This is a genomic window from Streptomyces sp. CB01201 (assembly GCF_002803085.1).
Taxonomy (GTDB): Bacteria; Actinomycetota; Actinomycetes; order Streptomycetales; family Streptomycetaceae; genus Streptomyces; species Streptomyces hundungensis.
The window spans coordinates 16,783-38,788 of sequence record NZ_NNBJ01000032.1 but is presented as its reverse complement, the minus strand read 5'-3'; the positions used below and the strand labels follow the sequence as shown (position 1 = coordinate 38,788).

The following is a 22,006-nucleotide window of genomic DNA, read 5'->3' as shown; positions in this document are numbered from 1 at the left end:
AGCTCGGTCGCAACCTCTAGGGGCGGACGTAGGGCCGAGTCATGATCTCCATGTTGTGGCCGTCCGGGTCGTCGAAGTAAGCGCCGCGGCCACCGAATAGGCCATTGATCTTGCCCGGGTCGGTGTGGCCGGGGTCGGCGTAGTAGGTAACCCCGACCGCCTCCAGACGGGCGATCGCGGCGTCGAACTGCTCGTCAGGCACGAGGAAGGCGTAGTGCTGTGACTGGATCGCCTCGTTCCTCTTCTCGTAGTAGTCGAGCGTCACGCCGTTGCCGAGGTCAACGGGCAGGAACGGCCCAAACGGGGCGCCGACCTTCAGGCCCAGGACCGCGGCGAGAAACTCCGCGGACAGGTACCGGTCGCTGGCGTAGACGGCAGTGTGGTTCAACTGCACGCCGACCGTCGGCAGTTCGAATTCATATGGGTATGGCTGACCATAGGGCATCAGTGGTGTGTCTCCGGTCTTGGGATCCGCTGGAAAGGGCGCCGCATGCGGGCGTCAGGCGCAAAGACTCGGAGAAGGGGGCGGGCCTCTGGCCCACCTCGGGCTCACGCCGAGGCCGGAAAACTCACTCGTACATGGCCCAAGGCCGACCCGGCAGTCACCTGACCGACCCTAGTGATCACCGCAGGCGAGGGCAACACCATTCCTTGGCCGTGCTCCGCTCGTAGATCGAGCCGTTGACGGCTCTGGTGATCACAACGCGATACGTGCCCTAGTACTGCAGCTGCAGATCGTGATCTTCATGTGGTGGCAACTGTCTGGCGTCACCACCGGGCGAGCGTCTCCTCCTTACCCCGGTTGCGGTACAACCAGGTGGTACCGGGGCGTCTGTCCGTCTCCAGGTCCAGCCACACCGACAATGAGATGCTCCGTGCCGACGGCCTCACCGTGGTGGAAGTCGTGACTCGGCCGTCCCGTATCACCGAGGAGAGATCTCTTGCGTGTCTGCACGACCGTCCCGGCCGCTGGCCTTGTGCTCCTGGCTCTCGGCGCATCTGCCTGCTCCAACGAGGAGAGCCCCCAGTACCACGATGCGGTCCTGGAGAACTCCGTGCGGAGTTACGGGCAGGCGCTTACGGCCCCGGACGCTCCGGCCGCTTGGCGGCTCATGTCGAAGCGGTGTCAGTCGATGTCGTCACTCAAGACGGTTGCTGCAGTAGCGGACGTGACGCACAAGCGGTGGGGCGCGATACCCGTCAAGACCGTCCACATAGACGAGCTGTCGGGGACCCACGCGGTGGTGTCCTACGACTATGACAAGGAGACGGGACAGAAGCGAAGGGATTGGGTGCGTGAGGGCGGCGTATGGAAGGACGACTGCTCGAACTCCTGACCTCGCGGGCCGCGTTTCCTGACGCACGAGGCCAGGGCCTTATCGCATGAGTATCTTGGCGATCTCCGTCGATGCTCCGGCCCGCTCGAAGGGGTCGGTGATGGTGCGGGCCAAGCATTCCGCGGCGACAGGGTTCCACGCGGCCATCGCATTGGCGATCCTGCTCAACGCACAGCCTTCTCATAGCTGTAGCGGTAGAAGTTCGGAGTTGGCCAATGTAAGGCGTCGGCGAACAGTACCTCGGCTGTGGCTGGGTCCCGCCCGGTTATCAATTTGGTGATCTGCGCCAACGCCTCGGCCTGGACGCGGAGGTCAGTTATGGTGCGGGCCGAGCCTTCGGCGGCGGCGAGATCCTTCCGCATGAGCGCCTGTGCTTCTTTCCGGGCAGCACGGCCACCTGTGACTTTGAACGGCCGCCGGCGGCAGCGTCCTCGCCCAGTTCGACGCCATCGTCATCAAGGCTGCGCCCGAGTTCCGGCTGATCCTGCGCGCGATCGAGGAGACCGCGTACGGCGACGTGCGCTGACAGCGGCAACCGCGTGGATACCGGGGTGGCGTCGAGCGGGAGCTGCGCGTTATCCACCCCGGGCCATCCCCGCCGGCGACGCCTGCGTCCTCGTGTCCTCTTCTGTGTCCCCGGTTGTGCTCTCGTTAAGCCGCAGGTCAACCGGCCTTTTGCGGCGAACAGATGAGGGCGGCAGACGCCCGGCGGGCCACGGCGGGGTCCACGGAGGTGAACGGCCGCACGCTGAGCCTTCCGACGTCCGGACGGGGCTCGCCCCGCGGTAGCAACCCGAGCTCCTGAGCAACGCCGTCGACCCACCACCCATCCCCGCCCGGGCTGCCCTTCAGCCGGCGGATGACCGGCTCGGTGGTCAGGTAGAGGACCCGGCGCCCCGCTTGCCGATAGGCCCGCAGAATCGCCCGGATCGCCGCCGGGGACTTCGCGGTGAGCTCGACCTCGACGGCGATCGGGAATCTCGGGTCGGGCTCGACGACGAGCAGGTCCGGCCAGTGCACGGCGTGGGCGCCCACGGGCACGGCCAGTGTCTCTCCGCGGCGAGCGCCGGTGGGTACCCCGGGTACCCGGGGTACCCCAAGGGCTTCCAGGAGTTCGGCCGCGCGGCCGGGCACTGCTTCGGCGGCGTGCACCTCCCGCTCGGAGAGCACGGTGTACCCGTGCGCCTTCAGCGTGATCCCGGCCTCCGCGACGGCCAGGCGGTGCAGCAGCCGCTCGCCCGGCGGCCGCGGGGCGCTCAGCCCGGTGCCCGCGATCCGGCCCCGCGCTCGGTGGGCCACAGAACCGTCCGCGCCCCACCGGACGTCCGCACTGCGGAGCAGCAGCCCGGCCTCGGTCATCAGCCGCACCCGCCGCCGCGCGGCCTCGATCCGTCCGCCCCGGCACGCGTAGGCGGCCTGGTGGAGTGTCAGCGTGCTGTACCGGGTCGCCAGTCGGAGCAGGTGTTCGTTCTCCTCGGTGCGCTGCCACCCGCCCCGGGCCTCGCCCGTTCCCCGCGTCCGCCGCCGGCGCTCCGCCCGCTCCCGGTACGTCTCCGCCGCTGCCGCCGTCTTCTTTGCCTCCACTGCCCTTTCCTCTCCCTGTAGGTGGCGCACGGCCACGGGGGTCGTGACGGTGCTGGAGGCAGGCTGACCTGCAAAGCGGACACCTCCGGCAACGCCTGTTGTCCGCCACGGGCTGGAGGACGTCATGGAGGACCTGGCGGAGGAGGAGACGGAGGGGCTGGTCTGGTTGGCCCCGATGGGCCCAACGGGGCCAACCGATGCTGAGCAGGCGAAGGGCGCCCCGTGCGGGCTGACGCCAGCCTGGGGCAGACTCTCCCCGGAGGTGTGCTGTGTTCAATGCTGTACGTACCGTGATGACTTTCGCTGAGGCCCCGGAGGCGTCGGCTCGGTGGTGGGGCGAGCTTCTCGACACTCCGGTGAAGCTCGACGTCAGTGACAGCGGGGTGGTCTACGCGTGGGTGGAGATCGGCGGGGTCGAGGTCGGCTTCCATCCTGCCGACGACGAGCGCAACCCCCGGGGCGGCGGCAGCCCAGTCGTCTATTGGGGCGTCGACGATGTCGACCAGGTGCGGGAGCGGTTGCTGGGGGCTGGCTGCGAGCATCACCGCGGGCCGCTGACCATCGAGCCGGGCCGACGGATTGCCCAGCTGCGGGACCCGTTCGGCACCATCGTCGGCATCGAGGGCCCGTAGGACGTGCGAAGGCCCGGCGCCCGTTGAAGCTGGTGGTCAACGCGCGCCGGGCCTTCGGCGTCTACTGGTCCAGGCCGTGCAGGCTCTCCAGCCCAGTGGCCGCCGCGTACGCGCGCAGGGCGGACTTCAACGTTCCCGCCGTCCAGTTGGCGCCGCGTGCCGCCGTGGCGTCGAGATACAGACCCAGGACCCGGTCGGCACTCAGCTCGTGCCCGGCTTGGCGTAGGACGGCGGGCAGGGTGACCACGTCGATCAGCCCGGTGACGTCCGGGCGCACGCTCTCCACGTCGAGCAGCACCACCTCGCCGTCCCCTCGCCGGCGCAGGTGCTCGGGCTTGAGGTCGAGGTGGCCCAGGGGCACCAGGTCGAGGTCGTAGGCGTCCGCGTGGGCGGCCAGGACCTCGCCGTACGCTCCTGGGTCGGCGATCCAATCCGGCGCCGGAGCGCCTTGGAGGGCTGCGAGGGTGAAGCCGGCCATGGCCTCGGCAGCTTCGACAGGCAGCCGCTGCGAGGCGGTGTGCACGGCGGCGACGCGATCGGCCAGCACCGCGGGCATCTGCGGCCCGCTCCAGTCGGCGGCCTCGGGCAGGTGCTCCAGCAGCAGCGACATCGACGCCTCGCCCTCCCCGTATAGCCGGGGGATGGGGGCGGTGCCGGTGAGCAGCGCGTACGCCAGTGTCTCCCCGGCGTAGGCGGCCGGATCGGCGTGGAGTTTGAGGATCAGCGAGCTGTCCGGCGGGACTTGGTGCACCACGAATACCGCGGCGGTGTAGCGGGTGCTGAGCACGCTGATCCTGCCCGTCGCACCGAGGTGGTCTTCGGCGAGTGCCTGGTGGGCGCGCCCGAGCAGGGCGGCCGGGTCCGAGGGCATGGGGGCGGCCAGCCATCCGGGCGGGCGGATACGGGCCAGTCCTGTCAGGGCTTCGGCGGCCGTGGACGGCGCCGACGTCACCGGGTGCTCACCGGGGCGGTGATGGCGGCGGCCATTGTGGCGTAGGAGCGGGCGGCGAGGTCGGGGCGCTGGTGCTCGCCGTAGATGCCGAAGAAGGCGTAGACGAGGCTGTCCAGCGGGCGTCCGATGTGCCAGCACTCCATCGCGCCGCCGGCCACGTCCCACACCTGCAGGCGGCCTTGGAGCAGGGCGAGGTAGTCCTGGAAGAACATCTCGGCGCCGAACGGGTAGGTGGCCATGGCCTCTTCGCGGCCTGTCGCCTCGACCTGGACGAAGTCGGCGGTGGTGACGTCCCAAGCGAACTGCAGGAGCTCGCCGCTGGGGCTGTCCTTGAGCCGGAGCACCGCGCGTCGGGGGCCGAGCGTGCCGGATAGGTATTCGTGGATGCTGCAGGCCAGCATGCCGGTGGCGGTGGCCAGCAGTTCGCGTCCCAGCCGGGGCAGTTCTGCCGTCACAACCTTGAGGGCCTGGTCCTGGTCGGCGGGCTCGTCGGCGAGCGCGGCCAGTTCGACCGTGCCGGGGTCGGCGAGGAACGCGGCGTGCGCGACCAGCGCCTCGTACTCGCAGTCGTCGTCGATCCTCACCCAGCCGACCTGATCAGCCGTCACCTTGCGTGCGGACGAGGCCGGGACGGTCAACCGCTCACCGGGTCGGGGGCCGTGGACACGGAAGAGGCTCTGCAGTTCGTTGGCCGCCGCGGCCATCCTCGGATGGTCGGAGTACAGGAACGGCCCGTGGGGGGAGGCCGGGGGCAGGAAGCCGTTGCCGCACAGCGCCACGTCCTGGACACCGTCGAACGGGGCGAGGACCTCCAGGAGCAGCTGGTTGAGCACGCTCAGGCCAGTCTTGTGCCCGGTGCCGTCCATACCTGGCAGCAGATTGACGGAGGAGGCGGGCATCCCCGGCGGCACGATCTGGGAGTTGTTGGAGACCACCGCGACGCGGGGCACGGGCTGCGCCCCCTCGGCGACCTGCTGCACGTACAAGTCGGAAGGATCGGCGTCCACGGCGATGAACACGGCGGGGCCGTCGCCGACGCGCAGGCACGGCTGGACCACGCGGTCCTCCCAGAACAGCGTCCGTGCGCCGGCCGGATAGAGCATGATGCGCAGGTCGCCCAGCTCGATCGGCGTGGTGTGGTCGATCCGGTGCACCGTGAACCCGAGCCTTGTGACCGCTTCCTCGACCGCGGCGGGCAGCAGGGGGCCCGTGTAGAGGGGCACCTGCCGGTCCAGCAGGTCCAGGGAGGGCAGGTGGAAGTGGTCGAGGTGCTCATGGGTGAGCACGACCGCGTCGGGCCGGGGCATCAGGCCGGTATCGACGGCGCGCGGCGGCCACACCCGGCATTCGGCGCGGCCGGGCAGGCCGAACGTGCTCTTGAGGACGGGGTCGATCAGGACGCGGTGGCCGCCACCCTGGACCAGCCAGGTCTGGTGGCCCAGGAACGTCAGCTCCAGGCGGTTGTCCACGCGGGTTGCCTCCTTCATGTTCTCGACCAGCGGGGATGGACCGGGGCGGTCGGGACGGCCCCAGCCGTCCCGACCGCCCCGGAGTTTTTCAGTGGTGGTAGGTGTGCGGGGCTGCGGTCAGCGCGCCGGTCCCGACGAACCGGCTGACCTTGGCCTGGAGCTCGGCGACCTTCTTAGGGTCGAGCCTGACGGCCGGGGCCTTCGCGATGGTGGTGGTCTTCATGGCGCGGTCCTCCTTGCATGGGCGGGATGTTGGGGATGCGGCCCGTCGGGCCGCTCCGGTGACCACAGTTCACCGCCGTGCGCGGTGCGGGTCGAGGCCGGATCACCGGACGCATCACCGGACACCGTGACGGGGGCCGCTTCTGCTCACTCGCTCACGGTGGCCAGGATGGCTACCGTGGTGGTCCTGAAATCCTGGGGGTGCCCATGCCCGAACAAGCCGCCGCTAACTGGCGGTTCGTCGCCGCCCGCACCAAGCGCGGCTGGCACACCCAGCAGGACTTCGCCGTCGCCTACGAGGACAGGGCCCGCGAACTGCGCGAACAGGCCCGGATCTCGGTGCGGCAGGTCCGGCGATGGGAGTCTGGCCGCTCGACCTGGCCCAACCGGGACGCCAGGCGCGTGCTGGAGGCGATGTTCGACTGCCCGATGGACAACCTCGGCTTTCGCAGGCCCGCCCGGCCAACCGGTCGGCGTCCCGGCGAGAGTGGACGGCAGGTGGAGGAGCACGACGTGTACCGACGCACGTTCCTGGGCCTGGCGGGCATGGCACCCGTGCTCAACCTCGCGGACCTCGGCCGTCTCACCGCCGCCGCCCACAACGCCCAACGCCACAGCGGCCCCGAACTTCTTGACCACCTGAGGGCAGCGCTGGACGAGACGGCTCGCAGGGACGGGCAGGCCGGCCCTCACGAGGCGCTGCCCACCGCGCTCGGTCTTCTCACCGCGATCGACTCCGCCGCCCGCACCGCAGCCCCCGAGGTGCGGCGCGAGCTGCTGGTTCTCGGCGCCCGGGGCGCCGAGCTCGCGGCCTGGCTCCACCGGGACACCCATGCCCCGGCCCAGGTTGTCGCCTACTGGCACCACCAGGCCAAGGAGTGGGCGACGTTCACCGGTGACGGCGCGATGCATGCCTACGTACTGCTCCGCCAGGCCCAGGCCACCGAGCGCACCGAGGCGGCCCGGATGCTCGATCTCTCCCGCGCCGCCACCGAAGGCCCCTGGACGCTGCCGCCGAGGCCCCGCGCGGAGGCGCTCCAGCAGCAGGCCCGAGCGCTGGCCCTGACAGGCGCCGGCGCTGAACAGGTCGCTCGCGTCCTCGACCAGGCCCATGTGGCCCTCGATGAGGCCGCCCCGTCACACGGGCCCGTCACCTGCACCGGCCCGCTAGGCGACGGCTACACCCGCGAACGGCTGCTGGTGCAGAGCGCGATCTGCTACCGCGAAGCCGACCAGAACGAACGGGCCGTCAGCATCTTCGGAGAACAGCTCACCACCCGGGTGTTCGCGCGCCGCGACCGTGCGTTCTTCACCGCCCACTACTCCGGCGCCCTGGCCGCGGCCGGCGAGCCTGACGCGGCAGCCGCTGCCGCGCTCCAGGCGCTGACCCTCGCCGCCGGTGCCCGCTTCGGGCAAGCCCTCGCCGAACTCCGCCGCACCCGTGACGACCTCGCGCCCTACGCCCGCCGACCGGCGGTCCGCGAGTTCCGTCGGCGACTCGGCGAGCTTGCCGTGGTCTAACCGGCGAGGAAGGCGCTCACCTTCTCGATCACCTCGCGCTGCCACGCCTGGGACTGCGGGTGCAGGTATTGCGGGTCGTCGTGGACGGCGAAGCCGTGCTGGGCGCCCTCCAGCTCCACCAGCTCCACCGGCCCGCCGAACATCGCCCGGAACCGGCGGGAGGACTCAATGGGCACAAAGGTGTCCGCCGTGCCGTGCACCATCAGCACCGGCGCCCGCACCGCGGCCAGGATCGCCGGAGTGTCCAGGTAGAACACCTCATTCAGCAGGGCCCGGTTCAACTCGAACGGCGACTTCTCCGTGAAGCCCTGCTCTTCCAGCCGCACCGCCATGTCCCCGGACAGGTAGTCGCCCGACCAGCCCGGCCGGGAGGTGACGTACCGCTCCTTGTAGTCCAGCCGCGGGTTGAGCAGTACCAACTTGCCGACATTGTCAGGCCGATGAGCGGCATGCATCGCGGAAGCGCCGCCCCCGAAAGACGCGGCGATCACATGCACCGGCCCAGACTGGCCGGTCTGTTCGCGTATGTGGTCGCAGGCCGCGCGGATGTCGTTGGCCACGGCGGCGATCGTCAGTTCAGACTCGCGTCCGCCGCTTGCCCCGTGCGCGCGCAGGTCGAACCGCAGATTGGTCACCCCCGAGCCAGCCAGCCCGGCGGCAAGGCGTGTGAAGAAGCCGCCCTCCTCTCGGGTCACCCCTGAGCCGTGCACGAGCACCGCCACGGGGCCTCGCGTTCCCGCGCCGCACACCGTGCCGACCAGCGGGGTACCGTCCAGGGACTGAAACACCGTCTCGTGATCGACCATGTGCAGATAGTAGTGAAAATACGGCCACCAAGGGGATGCGAGTGCCGCTTGGACCATCTCTCTGTCTTGCTGCCGTACGACCACAGGCCTGGTCCGGCAGATCGCGGTCAGCGAGCTGGTGGCGTCCTGGGCCTACGGCTCCAACAATGTGCGGGGGCTGGCCCTGCAAGAGGCCGCCCGGACGGAGTTCGGCCTCACCAACGTGCAGCTGGATCCCGCGACGCAGGCCGCCGAGGGCCTGGAACCCGACTACAACCGCGGCGCGCTTCAGGAGTTCCTGCGCACCCAGTACGAGATGGGCCAAGAGGTCCTGGGCCGCCCGCGGCATCACCGAACTCCTCTCTTACCGGGCGTTGACCTGGCCGGAGCGGCTCCGCAGCCGGAGTGGGCCGGCTTGAGCGTCGGCGACAGCTTCATGGCGCGGCACCGCCCGCTGACGAGCTGGTCGGCGGACCGTCAGATCGTCGCCGACTGGCTGGAACAGCGCGGCGGCCGTGCCATGAAGCTGATCGACAGCAAGCCGGCACGGGACATCTTCTCCCTGCCCACCACCGGCATGGGCTTCTTCGGGCAGAAGGAGTGGGCCACCCTGCCCGCCACCGGGCCGACCACCCTGGACGGCATCTACACCGCCCCGACCCCGGCCGCCGGGGAACAGACGGCGGCCAGCAGCATCCACCTCGGCGCCCCGGTGCTGAGCAATGCCGCGGGCGCCCAGGCGCCCCCCCGGACAGTGTCCGTCCCTGTGGATGCCAGTGCGCGGTTGCAACCCCTCAACGATCAGGGTTTCCTGCACTCGCTAGCTTTCAGTCCTGGGCTCGCCGAATCGGCGACCGGCCTTGTCTCCGAGGGCGGTGATCCATCCGGGCAGGTTGGAGTGGTGTGAGGCCTGGGTGCCGGTGGTGTTGTGCAAGGGCTGCTTGCCGGGTGTGGGCAGCAGGCGTCCTGCGGTGCTCAGCAGGCGTGCTGTTGTGGCGGGTGCCAGGCCCTTGAAGCGCACGGCGGCTTTCGCGGCCGGTGTCAGGACGAGTTCGGGACGTCGGCGTTCGGCAGCGCGGACGATGGCCCGGGCCGCCCGCTGGGCGTCCATGGACAGCAGGGGCAGGGAGGCCGCCACCGCGAACCAGCTGTACTCGGCGCCCGGGCGTCCGGAGAAGCGGGCCGCGGTGTGTGAGCCGGTGCGCATGAGTCCCGGGAAGACGGTCGTCACGCTCACGCCCGATTGGGTGATCTCCGCTCGTAGGCCCTCGGAGAACCCTGCGTGGGCGAACTTGGCCGCGGCGTAGGGGAGTAGATGGGGTGCGGCGATCCTGCCGCCGATCGAGGAGATGCTCACCAGCGTTCCTGCGCCGGCCCGCAGATCGGGCAGAGCCGCCTTCGCGAGACGCAAGGGGGCGAAGAACATCGCTTCCATCGCCTCGCGGAAATCCTGTTCCTCGAAGGTGGTCATGGGGCCGACCTGGATGATGCCCGCGTTGTTGACGAGGATGTCCAGGCGTCCGAACCGGTCGTGGACGGCATCCAGAAGGAGCTGGGGTGTGTCGGGACTGGTGATGTCACAGGCCTGCGTGGCGACGTCTGCGCCGCGGCGTCGCAACTTTTCCTCCGCCGCCGCGAGGCCGTCAGTTCCCCGGGCACAGAGCATGATGCGGCAGCCGTGGTCGGCGAGTTCGCGAGCGAGGAGGAGGCCCAGGCCGCGCGAGCTCCCTGTCACAAGGGCGGTACGGCCGGCGAATCGATTGGAACGCGACATCAACGTCTCCCGGGTAGAGCGCGGTCTGCACGGCGTGCTTCCAGTTCCCCCGGATACCGCCCCTACCCTCATCAGAACATCCGGACCTGCCCACTGCGATCCGTCCGGAGCGCGAAGACGCCCGGGACCGCAGCGTGGTAGCGCCTGGTGAGCGGGTCGGTCGCTGCTCTGGGCCAGCGTCGGGCGCTGGTATGTGCAGCTGCCCTGTCAGAAGGAGGAGATCCGCGCCCTGCGCGCTGGTTGGCGCCCGCGCGGTCTGGTCGGTGTGTGGCCTGCCGCGCCGCGATGCGGACAGCCGGACCGCTGGCGAGGATGAAAGGCGGCCTCACTCCCGGGATGCCCCGTAGGGCACACGCATCCTCTGCCGTCCCAGGGGTACGCCACGAGAGCCGTATGCGAGCCCGCACCCGCAGCGTGCCTGGGCAGGAAGGACCGCGATGCAAGACACCGAATGTGCAGGGCCAGCGCTGCCGGATGCAGGAGCTGCCGCTACGTCGGCCGGCCATTGCCGGGAGGTGGCGGCCGCGTTCACCCGCTGCGTGGATGAGATCGCGAGTGGGAGGCTGGACTTCCCGCTGCCTGGGACGGGCCGGACCGTACAGAGGTTCCTGGCGCTGGCCCAGGTGGCCGAGGAGGATCTCTCGCTGGTGCGCCTGGTGGAGGGGCATGTCGACGCGGTCGCAATCCTGGCCGAGCTGGGCGGGCCGGTAGCTGCCCCCGGCGAGCGGTGGGGGGTGTGGGCTGCCGAGCCGCCCGGGCCCGGGCTCACTGCCTCGCTCGGCGCGGACGGCTGGGTGATCAGCGGGCGCAAGCGCTACTGCTCGGGAGCGCACAGCTGCACCAACGCGCTGGTCACCGCGCTGGCCGACGACGGCCGCCGGCTCTTCGCCGTCAGCACCGGCCTCGGCTCCGGATCGGCAGGCTGCCGGCCGGTGGAGGGGAGCTGGCAGGCGCTGGGCATGGCGGCCAGCGACAGCGCCGACGTGATCTTCACCGACGTGCCCGCGATCCAGGTCGGCGGCGTGGAGGCCTATGTGGAGCGGCCCGGGTTCCAGCACGGTGGCATCGGCGTCGCGGCCTGCTGGTACGGCGGGGCCCGGGCCGTGGCGCGCACCCTGGCCACCATGGCGGCTCAACGCGGCGCGAACCCGTTGACCGATGCCCATCTGGGCGCGGTCGACATGCGCCTGCACGCGGCCGGCGCCGTCCTGGCCCAGGCCGCGGACGAGATCGACAAGGACCCGGACGACACGGTAGGCGCGGGCCGCATGCGGAGCCTGCGGGTGCGCGGTTTCGTCGAATCCGTCTGCGCCGATGTCCTCACCCACGTCGGCCGCGCCACCGGCGCCGAACCGCTGTGCCACAACCCGGCCCATACCCGTCACGCAACCGACCTCGCCGTCTACATCCGCCAGCACCACGGTGAACGCAACCTCGCGGAACTCGGACGGCTCGCCGCGGAATCGGGGGAGTGGCAGTGACCGGATCGACGCCCGGCTCGCCCGCGGACCCTATCCAGGCCCCTGGCACGCCGGAGCGGGTATGGCGTGCCTGGAGCGGACTGGAGCGGCTGCCGGCAGCGGCCCTGCCGCACGACGGGCCGATCGTGATCGTGGCCGCCCACCCGGACGACGAGGTCCTCGGCGCGGGCGGCACCATCGCCCGCCTGGCAGCCGCCGGTGCCCGGCTCACCGTGGTGTCCGTCACCGACGGCGAAGCGTCCCACCCTCACAGCAGCCGCGTCACCCCCGCCCAGCTGGCCGCCATCCGGGCCAAGGAACTGCGCGAGGCGCTGACCATCCTCGGCGCACCCGACGCGGACGTGGTCCGCCTCCAGGTCGCCGACACCCGGGTCGGTGCCCACGAGGACGAGGTCGCGGCAGCGATCGAGCCGCTCCTCAAGGGGGCGCGGCTGTGTCTGGCGCCCTGGACCGGTGACGTGCACAGCGATCACGACGCAGCCGGCCGGGCCGCACTGGCCGCGGCCCGAACCGCGGCCGTGGACTGCTGGATGTACCCGGTGTGGATGTGGCACTGGGCCCGGCCGGACGATGCCCGCGTGCCATGGGACCGTGCCGTGGCGGTCGCTCTGGCGGACCGTATCCCGGAGCTCAAACGGAAGTCAGTGGGCTGCTTCGTCTCCCAGATCCATCCGCTGGGCCCGGGCGAGGCCGATGCCGCGATCCTGCCTCCCGACGAACTCGCCCACCATCTGCGCGACATCGAGGTGTTCTTCACGTGACCGCAGACTCGACGCCCGCGGCGTACTTCGACGACATGTACCGCCATACAGCCGACCCCTGGCATCTCGCGGAGCGCTGGTACGAGCGGCGCAAGTACGACCTGACCGTCGCGGCCCTGCCGCAGGAGCACTACCGCAGAGCCTTCGAACCCGCCTGCTCCGTAGGGGAACTCACCCGAAGGCTGGCGACCCGCTGCGACACGGTGCTCGCCTGCGACCGCGTCGCCGACGCCGTCAGCACCGCGCAGCAGCGCACCAGCGAGTTTCCCCAGGTGACCGTCCAGCAGATGACCATTCCCGAACAGTGGCCCGAGGGCACCTTCGACCTGATCGTGCTCTCCGAACTGCTCTACTACCTCGACGCCGCCACACTGAACAGCGTGCTGGAACACACGGTCACAGCCCTGGAGCCCGGCGGCACCCTGGCCACCGTGCACTGGAACCACCCTGTCGACGAGCACCTCTCCACCGGGAGCGGCATCGCCGAAACCCTGGCCCGGTTGCCGGGGATGCATCTGCTCGCCGATCACCGCGAGAACGACTTCGTCCTACAGATCCATCAGCGCCTGCGGCCGGATGGCAGCAGGCCGCCCACACCCGCCGAGCGGGAGGGCCTGGCATGAGCATCCGGGCCGTCGCCGTCATCATCCCCGCCTGCAACGAGGAAACCCTGCTGCCGGCCGCTCTCAAGGCAGTCCGCACCGCGGGCCGGCACCCGGGCCTGCACCAGGTCCGCGTCCTCACCGTCGTCGTCGCCGATTCGTGCACCGACCGCACCGCCCGCCTCGCACGCGAAGCCCGCGCCGAAGTGGTCACCCTGTCCGGCCGCAACCCAGGACGCGCCCGTGCCGCCGGAGTGACCCACGCCCTGCGCGAACTGGACACGCCCCCCGGCCAGGTGTGGATCGCCACCACCGACGCCGACAGCGAGGTCCCGGCGAACTGGCTCGCCCACCAACTGGCCCGCGCCCGGGAAGGCTGGGAAGCCGTGGTCGGCACCGTCGCACTGCCACCCGCCTCACCCCTCACACCCGTCCACCAGATCGGGTACGAGACCAGCAAGCCGCACCGCGGCACATGGGACCACCCGCACGTCCACGGCGCCAACCTCGGCCTCACCGCAGCCGCCTACCTCGCTGCCGGCGGCTTCCCACCCCTCGGCGTCGGCGAGGACCACGCCCTGATCGCCGCACTGCGACAGGCAGGCCACCGCGTTCTCGCCACCGACGCCTGCCCGGTTCGCACCTCTCCGCGCCTGAAAGGCCGCGCGCACGGCGGATTCGCGGACCACCTGACCAGCCTGGCCCTGCGCACTCACGGCCAGACCGCCCTCGAATAACGGCAGGCCTCCCCAGACCCTCAGGGCAAGAAGGCCGGCACTTACCGAGGAAAGACAGACTGTTCACCGTGTCGGTGCAGGCCCAGGCGATGAGGCCGGGGAGACTACGGTGTCTGCTGTGAGTACCTCGTACACGATCGGCCAGGCCGCGGTCCTTCTCGGCGTCAGCACCGATACCGCACGCCGATGGGCGGATGCCGGACGCTTCCCCACACATCACGACGGGACCCGGCGGGTGGTCGACAAGGTCGGCCTGGCCGCGTTCTGCGTGCAACTGGCCCAGGAAAACGCCGCCCGCGACGACGAGCCGTCCACCACCTCCACGCGCAACGCCTTCCCCGGCATCGTGACCGCGGTAAAGCTCGGCGGGGTCGACGCCCAGGTGGAGATCCAGTCCGGCCCGCACCGGCTCGTGTCGCTACTGACCCGGGAAGCGGTCGAGGAGCTGGGCCTTCAGGTCGGCATGCGGGCGACCGCCCGGGTGAAGTCGACCACCGTTCACGTCGACCGCACCTGACCTGTCCGACCCGGACGGCGCGGCCACCTTGATCACCCTCAGCCACCCGGGGCCACAAGCAAGCCGGTTCCCCCGGCGGCGCCAAGCCCTCGGTACGGGCTGCGCATGGATATTCCTCTACAGCGGTACCCGCCCGCGGTGGGGGCCGCATAGGGGGCGGCAAGGATGCCGGCGCCTCAGGGGAGCGAGCACGATGCGGATTCCTGGGTACCGGCCGTGTCCTCTGTCAGGCCTTGTCTGTTCCGGGCGGCTCCTGGGGCATCTCGATGGCGCTCACGCCCCCCGGCGCCCATGGGGAGTACCAGGGGGCCATGGCCGCAGGCACCGCCACAGCCCAGGCGCTCGGCCCGATCCTCATGACAACCCTGATCATCAGCTGGGGCAGTCCGGGCTGGCTGGTCCCCGGCACCGTGTTCGTGACCACCGGCTGGACCGCTCGGGCAGTCACCCAGCGCGCTCGGCGGCGTCCCCCGACAAACGCGCAGACGCTCCCCGTCGACTGACGGACGCCGTCAGTCTGCGGAGCCCACACCCCGATGCAGTACGGAGAGCTGCAGCCTCCACCACGGTGAGGACTGCGGGTTGCGCCGGGTGACTGGAGTACGAGGCGAGTAAGTAGCCACGCAGGCCAAGGGACTTGACCGGCATCGCCGGGACGACTCGATCAGCTGCTGCGCAGCCCGCGCCGAGGGACCGGCCACGTGGCGTCGTCGCCGGCGCGCAGAGAATCGATCATGCTCTGCAAGATCCGGAACGCCGCCGACTGCTCGGCTCCGGTCATGCCCGACAGCATTCTGACCTCGACGGACCTCACCGCGACCGTCGCCTTCTCCAGGCTCCGCTTCCCGCGCGGCGTGAGCCGCGCGGGAAGCGCCTTGCCTACCGGCGCCGCCGCGGGTCTGGTCACGTAGCCGTCACGCTCCAGGGTCTGGAGCAGTACGTTCATCGACTGGCGGGTCACGAAGGCGCCACGCGCGAGCTCGGAGTTCGACAAACCCGGCCGTTGCGCCAGCAGCTCCAGACAGGAGTAGTGCGTCACGCTCATACCGAGCGGCCGCAGCACCTCCTCCATGGCCACGCGCAGAGCGCTCGAAGCCTCTTTCAGCAGGTAGCCCAGTGATTTGTCCAGGTCGACGCCGGCACCCTTTTGACTCATGTCAGCATTCTGACATACCGTAGTTCGTGTCAGAAATCTGACACAGAGGTAAGGAGAGTGTCACCATGCCCGTCACCGGCCCCGACTTCATCTCGCTCCAGGCGCGCAACCTCGACGCGTCGCGTGTGTTCTACGAGCAGTACCTCGGCCTCGTCCGCTCACAGGCCGGCCCCCCGCACGCCGTCGTCTTCGAGACGAAGCCCATCGCGTTCGCACTCCGCGACATCGTGCCCGGCACCGATCTCACATCCGTTCCGCAGCCCGGCATCGGAGCCGCCATCTGGCTGCACGCCACCGATGTCCAGGCCATCCACGACGCTCTCGCCGGCGACGGCCACACCATCGTCTCCGCACCCATCGACGGCCCCTTCGGCCGGACCTTCACCTTCGCCGACCCCGACGGCTACCACATCACCCTCCACGACCGCACCTGATACGCCAGGACGCCACCGACGAGCCCCGGCCCCGGCACGCATCCGGCGACGCCGGGGCTCGGGTCGGGGGCGTGACGTGCATCGGCTCCCCCTCGGGCACTCCGCAGCCGAGGCCAACAGGTCGTGCCAGCCGACGGCACATCTGCTCCTCGGTGTACACACCGTGATCGGTGGGCCCACGTTGCCCGGGAGGGGACGCGCCTCCGGCATGCCCTGAGTACCGAGCCGACTCGCTCACCCATCAGTACCGGCCGCCGGTCAAGTGGCCTGCAGGCCGGGAGCCTCAGAGAGTAGGCGCGCGGTCACCCCGGAGCAGGGAGTGGCCGAATTCAGGCAGCGCCATCATCGCAGGCTCTGCGCCTTGTCCCCCCAGTGTGCGGGTGTGGTGCTACGCGACCGTCCGAGCCCGCTATCTGCCAGCAGTCCGTCGCTGCTTGCCGTATGGGCAGGGCCCTTGGGCAGGTCTCGCCGCAGGGTTCCGAGGAGGGGCCGTATGGGGCAGCCGTCTCCTCAAGGGCGGTTATCAGGAGGGCGGATAATTCGCGTACTTGAGGCGCCGGGCAAGGTGGGCGACATTGGCGGCGAGTGTCGCGGTCGTGGCCTTTGTCTTGTCGGGGGTCTGTCCGAGATCCTGGTAGTCGGTGCCCTGCATGGCCTCACCGACCCAGTAGTGACGGCGTTCGCCGGCAAGGTGAAGCCGCAGTCGTTGAGGCCCTGGAAGAGTTCGGCACTCACATGATGCGCACCGTCCTCGTTCCCCACCACGCACACGGCGGCCGTCTTGCCGTAGGTGAGCATCCGGCCTGCGTCATCGCTCTCGCTGATCTCTGCGTTGAGGCGTTCCAGGATGCGTTGGGCGATGCTGGAGGGATGCCCGAGCCAGATCGGGGTGGAAAGGATCAAGATGTCCGTCCCGAGGATCGTCTCCCGGATCTCTGGCCAGAAGTCCCCTTCGCCCATGTTGGTTTCCACCCCCGGACGAACATCGTGATCCGCGATGCGGAACACCTTCCCGCTCACTCCGTGCTTCGAGAGGGCTTCCATCGTCTGCTCAGCCAGCGGCTGGGAGCTGGACGGCTTGGGAGACGGGGACAAGGTGCACACGAGCGCGACAGCACGCAGCGGCGTCGTTTCAATCCGACACGATCCACGGCCGCGACTGACGTTTCCCCACGACCAGACCAACGAACACCCGAACCGAAAGTCACATGATCAACAGCTTCTGTTAGGACCCCTAACACCCCCTCGCAACTCCAAGCGGCTACCGCCGCGCGCACAGAACACACCCGCCTCACCGCTGATGCTTCCCCCTGTCAGCGGCGGTACCGACCGGACACTGAGTGTGCCAGGATCGTCCGCATGGCTGAATCGCAAGGTGCAACGAGGATGGAACACACCGAGCCCCTGTCGGCTGTGGTCTCGGAGACGGACGGCATCCGCGTCGTCGCTCTGGCCGGAGAGATCGACCACCAGACCGGCAGCATCCTGAGCGCGGCACTGGATCCGGCAAGCGCGCCCACCGCGCGCATTGCCGTTGATCTGCGCCAGGTCTCCTTCATGGACTCCAGCGGGATCAACATTCTCGTCACGGCTCACAACGCCCTCACCGAAGCAGGCGGATGGCTGCGTCTGGCAGCCCCCACCGAAGCTGTGACGCGCGCCCTCCACATCGTCGGCATCGACTCCGTCATCGGCACCAGCGCCACCCTCGAACAGGCCCTCACCTACTGACGCAATGCCCCCTGGGGCGCGGCGCAGCCTGCTGCGCCGCGCCCCAGATGGGGAGGCGCCTGAGATGCCGACCGCACCGTGGGACGAGTTCTCCTGGCTACTGCGGGCTGGGGCTGCCGTCCTGAAAGTTCATGTGGCCTGCCCGCTGGCTCTGCTCCTCCGCCCTGCGGGCTTTGGCCCTCAAGCGTCGGCGCTGCTCCGGGTCGGTGGCCCGCTCGGCCGCCTCCCGCAACTCCCGTGCCCTGACCTGCAACTCGCGGACCAGGACACGGTATTCGTCTTCGATACTCACGCTTCGCTCCTGGATGCGGCGATGAAGGGGCGGCCGGTCTGCTTTCCCTTGAGTCTCTGCGCGGGCGCATCCTTCGTGTACTGGGCCGCCAGCTTCGCCCTGGCCTCGCCCCGCTCGGCCTTGCCCTTCGCCCGGAGGCCGTCCCTACCCGACGCATTGCCGGCGGTCTCCCTGACTCTGCCGACCGCTTCCTGCGCCTTGCCCTGCATCTTCTTCATTATGACGTGCTCCTTGGCCGCCCCACGGCGCAGCGGACGCGTGCGCCGTCGCTGACAGCCTCAGCGATCCCGGGCCACCCGGCATCCGGAGTTCCGCCAAGAGCACGGAACCGGGCTGCCTCGCTCAGTACTGCGGGCGCTCGAAGGCAGACTGGGCAGAACTCGGCGAATAGGTACCGCATGCCGGTGGCCGGGGTCGTACCGTCTGGTACGACCCCGGCCACCGGGTGAATCGGAGCGGTGCGGGTCAGTCCTTGAGGACGTCCTTCACCTTCTCCTTGGCTTCGCGGGCGTCGCCCTTGGCCTGCTCGGCGTGGCCTTCGGCCTCCAGGCGCTGGTCCAGCGGATCGCGTTCGGGGGTGGACGGGCGTGATCCGCCGCGCGGGGCGGATCTGGGTGGTGGCGGAAGGTCCGGCAGCCGGCTCTGGCTTCAGATCACCGGAGGCCTGGCACCCGGAAGCCCGTGCAGCCAGACCGGCACACCCGCAGGCGACCCGACCCTCGAACCCGAGCCGCTGCCGGACCTGTTCGACGAAACGGGCACGGTCAGCTCGCTGCGAGCCGATGCCTACCTCACCGCCGCGCTCACCCGCACCGACAGCACCGAGATCGACGAGGTATACGCCTACAACACCCGCCCCGGCCAGACCGCCCAGCACTCGGGTCTCGGCGTCATTTTCCACAACGGCGCACGCCTGTACCTGCCGCTCGTCCACACCGCCAATACCGGCGGATCGTGGACACAACCTCTTCCGTCTCCAGAGGAGTCTCTGATTCGCCACGGGCCACACACGACAGCTGCTACCACAAACATCGTGCGGCCAGTAGGGCGCTGTCCAGGAGCATGTGTGGGGGTTGGCCGCACCTCTCACGCCCCAACTCGCGCTCTGCACGCTGCCTTGGGGCGCTGTCACTCTGATCAACGACGTCGTGCCACTTCGTGCCTGTCGGTGGCTGACGAGCTTGGGCGGCTGTGTCCGTTTGGAGGGGCCGAACTCGTATGTCTGGTGGTCGTGGTCGCCGTACCGTGCAGCTTGTCACCCGGGCTGCGGCTGCCGAGGCAGCTCGCACCTTCAGAAGACGCTGGAACAGGAACGATTCACCGACTACGGGTCCCCTTGCGGGCGACTTCCGGGGACGCGCGCTGCGGATGCTGCTGGAGGAGCTGGGGCCGCTCTATGTGAAGGTCGGCCAGATCCTGGCGACTCGCCCCGACATGCTTCCCGATCACATACGCGCGGAACTCACGCTGCTCAACGGTCAGGTGTCGGCACGTCCGTTCGCCGAGTTCGATCAGGTGCTGGTCGCCGAGCTCGGGGAGAAGTGGCGGGACCTGTTCCGGGAGATCCACACCGCCGTTCCGCTGGGGTCGGCATCCTTGGCCCAGGTCTACCGGGCCGTGACGATCTCTGGCCGCGACTGCGTGGTGAAAGTACAACGGCCGGGCAGCCAGGACGCGGTGAATGGCGACATCGCCGTGCTGCGGCGGGTCACCGGTCTGATCGCCCGGTGCGCCCCGCACTTCAGCGAAGTCGTCGACATCGACGCGATGGCGTCGATGCTGTTCGCGGTGATGAAGGACGAGCTGGACTTCACCCGCGAGGCCCGCACCATGGAGAAGGCGCGCAAGCTCGCCCGCGCCTATCCCCGGGTGCAGGTGCCCGGGGTGCTGCTCGCCACCCGGCGGGTCCTGGTGCAGACGTTCGCCGGCGGTGTCCCGGCCAACGAGCTCAAGGACGACCAGCTCACCGACGACCAGCGCAAGGACATCGCCTATCAGCTGATGGATTTCATGTTCCACGGCTACTTCATCGACCGGCACTTCCACGCCGACCCCCACCCGGGAAACATTCTGGTCAGCGCCGACGGGACCGCGCACGTCATCGACTGGGGAATGACCGGCCGCATCGACCGCGGCACCAGTGCCGGCATGATCGGGGCGCTGCTCGGCATGGCCCGCAACGACGGCGCCGCCCTGGCCCGTAGCTGGATCCGGCTCGGCACGCCCACGCCGTGGAGCAACACCGCCGGCTTCACCGCGGATGTGGCACGGCTGGTGCCGCGCTGGTCGGATGCCTCACTGGAGGAGCTCTACTTCGGTGTCGCGCTGATGGAGCTCGGCCGCTGCGCCACCCGGCGTGGCATCCAGATCAGCCCGGTCATCAGCGTGATCGGTAAATCCGTTGCCAACATCGAAGGAACGGTGCGCTGCATCTATCCGGCGTTCAAGTTCGCCGAGGCGACCCAGCGGTCCCTGAAGGATGTGGTCACGCATCTGCTCGGTGAGGTCCTTTCCAAGGAGCAGGTCGCCCAGACGTTCCTGGAGGCGGTGCACGCCATTGCAACAGTCCCCGGACAGCTGCAGGGCCTGCTGGCCGACGCGGTCGACGGGCATCTCGTGGTGCGGGCCCGCACGAACCTCGGCGACCCCGTCAGCTCCGGCAAGCGTCACCGCCTGCCCACGGCCGGCACTCTGACGCAGAGCGTGGCCGGTGCCGCGGCGCTGGGGTGGTTCCTCACCCGCAAGAAGCGCCGGACGTGATCGGTCTGGTTACCGGCACCAGTGATCGTGTCGGCAACCGGTACGTCGCCGGCGCGATGCGCGCCGGTTGCCATCCAGCGAGAGGCACAACATGTGGGCAAGGCCGCGTGGGCTGTTCTTCTGGCTCTGTCTGGTCATCGTTCTGTTCACCGTGGCCATCAAGCCAGTCGAGTTCGCCCACGTCATCACCACTGTCTTTCACGACGTGAATGCCTTCTTCAGCGGCCTGGGCGACTTCCTCAGCGCCCTCGGCACCACGTGACCCTGACCCTCCGGGGCTGGATACAGCCTCCGGTCGCGGACCTTCTGCCGCCAACCGATAGGACGTACTGATGCGTGCGGTGATGGCAATGCTGGCCCTGTGTGCTTTGAGCGCGCTGGGGGTGGTGGGATGCAGCGGCAAGTTCCCCGACATCACCGTGGGAGGCACGCCGCCCGCGTTGAACGCCCCGCCACCGGCCGCACCACCGTGGCCGTGGCCTTTCCCCGGCCAGGGGCAGACATCTGCGCCGCAACCTGAGGTTCCAGTGGGGAAAGCGGCGGTGCCGCGACAGCCAAAAGCTCTCCCGACAGCTGCCGTCGGTACGACGGCAGCGCCGGAAGCCGGCGGTGCCTCGCCTGCTCCGCGTCCCGCTCCGAGCATGATTCCCACCCCGGCTGTACCGGCTCCCTGCCCGTCAGCCTCCGCTCCGTCCCCAGCCATGTCCCTTCCCGGCGCTATGACCATGTCGCCCCCCGCCAGCAGTCCGTCGGTCCCTCCCCAGGTGGCCCCAACCGCGATCGGCTCGCCGGCGTCGCCTCCCCCGCCCTCTCCTGTCGACACCACACCGTGCCCGCCGAGGAACGCCGACGGCCTACGTCCCCCTGCCTGCGACGCGACGCCCAACGCGACAGGGCCGTCGATCGTGGCACCGGGATCCTGTTGTCCCTGCGCGGCTCCTCCGCTCCCGAGGCAGTGCCTGTAGCCCCCCGCACTCTTCGTCGGCTTCGTGCTCAAACCTCGCCGGATGAACACACCGCAGCGTCTGCACGCGGCCTACGGGGGCGCATCCATCCCGCCCAGGTGGCCGAATCCAACGGGATGGCTGGAGTTGGTGTCATCCATCCGTGTGCCCCCCTCCGAAATGGCATGTCTGCGTGCCGGAGTGCAGAAACGGACGCAGATCATCGTCTCCACGGCGGAGAGACAGAGTTCCGCGGCGGATGATCCTCAGCGTGGCGCGAGTGCCCCGTGCAGTACTGACGGGTGACCGGTACCC

At 69.7% G+C, this 22,006-nt stretch carries 25 protein-coding genes and 2 pseudogenes; 14 read left to right on the top strand and 13 right to left on the bottom strand.

Annotated elements, in window-relative coordinates:
* Positions 1-16: 16 nt before the first annotated feature.
* Entirely contained in the window at positions 17-445 is a 429-nt protein-coding gene (locus CG740_RS38265) for a VOC family protein (protein ID WP_100579939.1), read from the bottom strand.
* A 724-nt stretch (positions 446-1,169) separates the two neighbouring features.
* Here CG740_RS38265 and CG740_RS40120 point away from each other — a divergent pair.
* Entirely contained in the window at positions 1,170-1,337 is a 168-nt protein-coding gene (locus CG740_RS40120; protein WP_159030549.1) for a hypothetical protein, read from the top strand.
* Positions 1,338-1,501: 164 nt separating this feature from the next.
* Here the strand turns inward: CG740_RS40120 and CG740_RS38255 are convergent, their stop codons facing one another.
* Entirely contained in the window at positions 1,502-1,699 is a 198-nt protein-coding gene (locus CG740_RS38255; RefSeq protein ID WP_100579937.1) for a hypothetical protein, read from the bottom strand.
* A gap of 301 nt (positions 1,700-2,000) precedes the next feature.
* Positions 2,001-2,921: a hypothetical protein gene (locus tag CG740_RS38250; RefSeq protein WP_100579936.1), complete on the bottom strand. Its 921-nt coding sequence runs from the start codon at positions 2,919-2,921 to the stop codon at positions 2,001-2,003.
* A 293-nt stretch (positions 2,922-3,214) separates the two neighbouring features.
* Here CG740_RS38250 and CG740_RS38245 point away from each other — a divergent pair, with 293 nt between their 5' ends.
* A complete protein-coding gene (locus tag CG740_RS38245) occupies positions 3,215-3,553 on the top strand; it encodes a VOC family protein (protein WP_234376741.1) in 339 nt (112 codons plus the stop codon).
* Positions 3,554-3,614: 61 nt separating this feature from the next.
* On the opposite strand, the gene CG740_RS38240 is transcribed toward CG740_RS38245, so the two are convergent.
* The 3 genes from CG740_RS38240 to CG740_RS41700 all read right to left on the bottom strand — a co-directional run bounded on the left by CG740_RS38240 (position 3,615) and on the right by CG740_RS41700 (position 6,197).
* Positions 3,615-4,505, bottom strand: a complete 891-nt coding sequence (locus CG740_RS38240; protein WP_100579934.1) for a hypothetical protein — start codon at positions 4,503-4,505, stop codon at positions 3,615-3,617.
* The gene (locus CG740_RS38235) at positions 4,502-5,974 is read right to left on the bottom strand and encodes an MBL fold metallo-hydrolase (protein WP_159030548.1); all 1,473 of its coding nucleotides are present in this window, start codon (positions 5,972-5,974) and stop codon (positions 4,502-4,504) included. Before CG740_RS38235 ends, CG740_RS38240 begins: the two co-directional genes overlap by 4 nt.
* An 88-nt stretch (positions 5,975-6,062) precedes the next feature.
* Positions 6,063-6,197 carry a hypothetical protein gene (locus CG740_RS41700; RefSeq protein ID WP_267895448.1) on the bottom strand — a complete coding sequence of 45 codons (135 nt, stop codon included), beginning with the start codon at positions 6,195-6,197 and terminating at the stop codon, positions 6,063-6,065.
* Positions 6,198-6,403: 206 nt separating this feature from the next.
* Between CG740_RS41700 and CG740_RS38230 the strand changes: the two genes are divergently transcribed.
* Complete coding sequence (locus CG740_RS38230) at positions 6,404-7,717, top strand: hypothetical protein (protein WP_100579932.1); 1,314 nt, start codon at positions 6,404-6,406, stop codon at positions 7,715-7,717.
* On the opposite strand, the gene CG740_RS38225 is transcribed toward CG740_RS38230, so the two are convergent.
* Positions 7,714-8,523 (bottom strand): alpha/beta hydrolase, encoded by an 810-nt coding sequence (locus CG740_RS38225; RefSeq protein ID WP_100579931.1) that lies wholly within the window; start codon positions 8,521-8,523, stop codon positions 7,714-7,716. The genes CG740_RS38230 and CG740_RS38225 overlap by 4 nt on opposite strands.
* A gap of 118 nt (positions 8,524-8,641) precedes the next feature.
* Between CG740_RS38225 and CG740_RS38220 the strand changes: the two genes are divergently transcribed.
* Positions 8,642-9,409, top strand: coding sequence for a hypothetical protein (locus tag CG740_RS38220; RefSeq protein ID WP_199846705.1), 768 nt, complete (start codon positions 8,642-8,644; stop codon positions 9,407-9,409).
* On the opposite strand, the gene CG740_RS38215 is transcribed toward CG740_RS38220, so the two are convergent.
* Positions 9,323-10,276, bottom strand: a complete 954-nt coding sequence (locus tag CG740_RS38215; protein ID WP_100579930.1) for an SDR family NAD(P)-dependent oxidoreductase — start codon at positions 10,274-10,276, stop codon at positions 9,323-9,325. The genes CG740_RS38220 and CG740_RS38215 overlap by 87 nt on opposite strands.
* A gap of 437 nt (positions 10,277-10,713) precedes the next feature.
* Between CG740_RS38215 and CG740_RS38210 the strand changes: the two genes are divergently transcribed.
* The 6 genes from CG740_RS38210 (at position 10,714) to CG740_RS38185 (ending at position 14,877) form a co-directional block, all read left to right on the top strand.
* Complete coding sequence (locus CG740_RS38210; protein ID WP_234376740.1) at positions 10,714-11,757, top strand: acyl-CoA dehydrogenase; 1,044 nt, start codon at positions 10,714-10,716, stop codon at positions 11,755-11,757.
* Entirely contained in the window at positions 11,754-12,518 is a 765-nt protein-coding gene (locus CG740_RS38205) for a PIG-L deacetylase family protein (protein WP_100579929.1), read from the top strand. Before CG740_RS38210 ends, CG740_RS38205 begins: the two co-directional genes overlap by 4 nt.
* A 35-nt stretch (positions 12,519-12,553) precedes the next feature.
* Positions 12,554-13,141, top strand: a complete 588-nt coding sequence (locus CG740_RS38200) for a class I SAM-dependent methyltransferase (protein ID WP_100579952.1) — start codon at positions 12,554-12,556, stop codon at positions 13,139-13,141.
* On the top strand, positions 13,138-13,857 hold the full coding sequence (locus CG740_RS38195; protein WP_100579928.1) for a glycosyltransferase: 720 nt from the start codon (positions 13,138-13,140) through the stop codon (positions 13,855-13,857). The genes CG740_RS38200 and CG740_RS38195 overlap by 4 nt, the downstream gene beginning before the upstream one ends.
* 118 nt (positions 13,858-13,975) lie before the next feature.
* Positions 13,976-14,374 (top strand): TOBE domain-containing protein, encoded by a 399-nt coding sequence (locus tag CG740_RS38190; protein WP_100579927.1) that lies wholly within the window; start codon positions 13,976-13,978, stop codon positions 14,372-14,374.
* A 266-nt stretch (positions 14,375-14,640) separates the two neighbouring features.
* On the top strand, positions 14,641-14,877 hold the full coding sequence (locus CG740_RS38185; RefSeq protein ID WP_100579926.1) for a hypothetical protein: 237 nt from the start codon (positions 14,641-14,643) through the stop codon (positions 14,875-14,877).
* Positions 14,878-15,038: 161 nt separating this feature from the next.
* Here CG740_RS38185 and CG740_RS38180 read toward each other — a convergent pair whose 3' ends face one another.
* Positions 15,039-15,530, bottom strand: a complete 492-nt coding sequence (locus CG740_RS38180; protein WP_100579925.1) for a MarR family winged helix-turn-helix transcriptional regulator — start codon at positions 15,528-15,530, stop codon at positions 15,039-15,041.
* Between the two features lie 65 nt (positions 15,531-15,595).
* Between CG740_RS38180 and CG740_RS38175 the strand changes: the two genes are divergently transcribed.
* Positions 15,596-15,964 (top strand): VOC family protein, encoded by a 369-nt coding sequence (locus CG740_RS38175; RefSeq protein ID WP_100579924.1) that lies wholly within the window; start codon positions 15,596-15,598, stop codon positions 15,962-15,964.
* 523 nt (positions 15,965-16,487) lie between these two features.
* Here the strand turns inward: CG740_RS38175 and CG740_RS38170 are convergent.
* Positions 16,488-17,086 (bottom strand): annotated as a pseudogene (locus CG740_RS38170) (flavodoxin family protein).
* Between the two features lie 264 nt (positions 17,087-17,350).
* Between CG740_RS38170 and CG740_RS38165 the strand changes: the two are divergent.
* On the top strand, positions 17,351-17,695 hold the full coding sequence (locus CG740_RS38165) for an STAS domain-containing protein (RefSeq protein WP_100579923.1): 345 nt from the start codon (positions 17,351-17,353) through the stop codon (positions 17,693-17,695).
* A gap of 97 nt (positions 17,696-17,792) precedes the next feature.
* Here CG740_RS38165 and CG740_RS38160 read toward each other — a convergent pair whose 3' ends face one another.
* The 3 genes and pseudogenes from CG740_RS38160 to CG740_RS41400 all read right to left on the bottom strand — a co-directional run.
* Entirely contained in the window at positions 17,793-17,987 is a 195-nt protein-coding gene (locus tag CG740_RS38160) for a DUF6381 family protein (protein ID WP_100579922.1), read from the bottom strand.
* Positions 17,984-18,205 carry a CsbD family protein gene (locus CG740_RS38155; RefSeq protein ID WP_100579921.1) on the bottom strand — a complete coding sequence of 74 codons (222 nt, stop codon included), beginning with the start codon at positions 18,203-18,205 and terminating at the stop codon, positions 17,984-17,986. Before CG740_RS38155 ends, CG740_RS38160 begins: the two co-directional genes overlap by 4 nt.
* A 247-nt stretch (positions 18,206-18,452) precedes the next feature.
* Positions 18,453-18,545 (bottom strand): annotated as a pseudogene (locus CG740_RS41400) (CsbD family protein); the annotation flags it as partial.
* A gap of 810 nt (positions 18,546-19,355) precedes the next feature.
* Here CG740_RS41400 and CG740_RS38145 point away from each other — a divergent pair.
* Together CG740_RS38145 and CG740_RS40620 are read left to right on the top strand one after the other, a co-directional pair.
* Positions 19,356-20,747, top strand: a complete 1,392-nt coding sequence (locus CG740_RS38145) for an ABC1 kinase family protein (protein WP_234376739.1) — start codon at positions 19,356-19,358, stop codon at positions 20,745-20,747.
* Positions 20,748-20,838: 91 nt separating this feature from the next.
* A complete protein-coding gene (locus CG740_RS40620; RefSeq protein WP_199846703.1) occupies positions 20,839-21,009 on the top strand; it encodes a hypothetical protein in 171 nt (56 codons plus the stop codon).
* Positions 21,010-22,006: the final 997 nt, after the last annotated feature.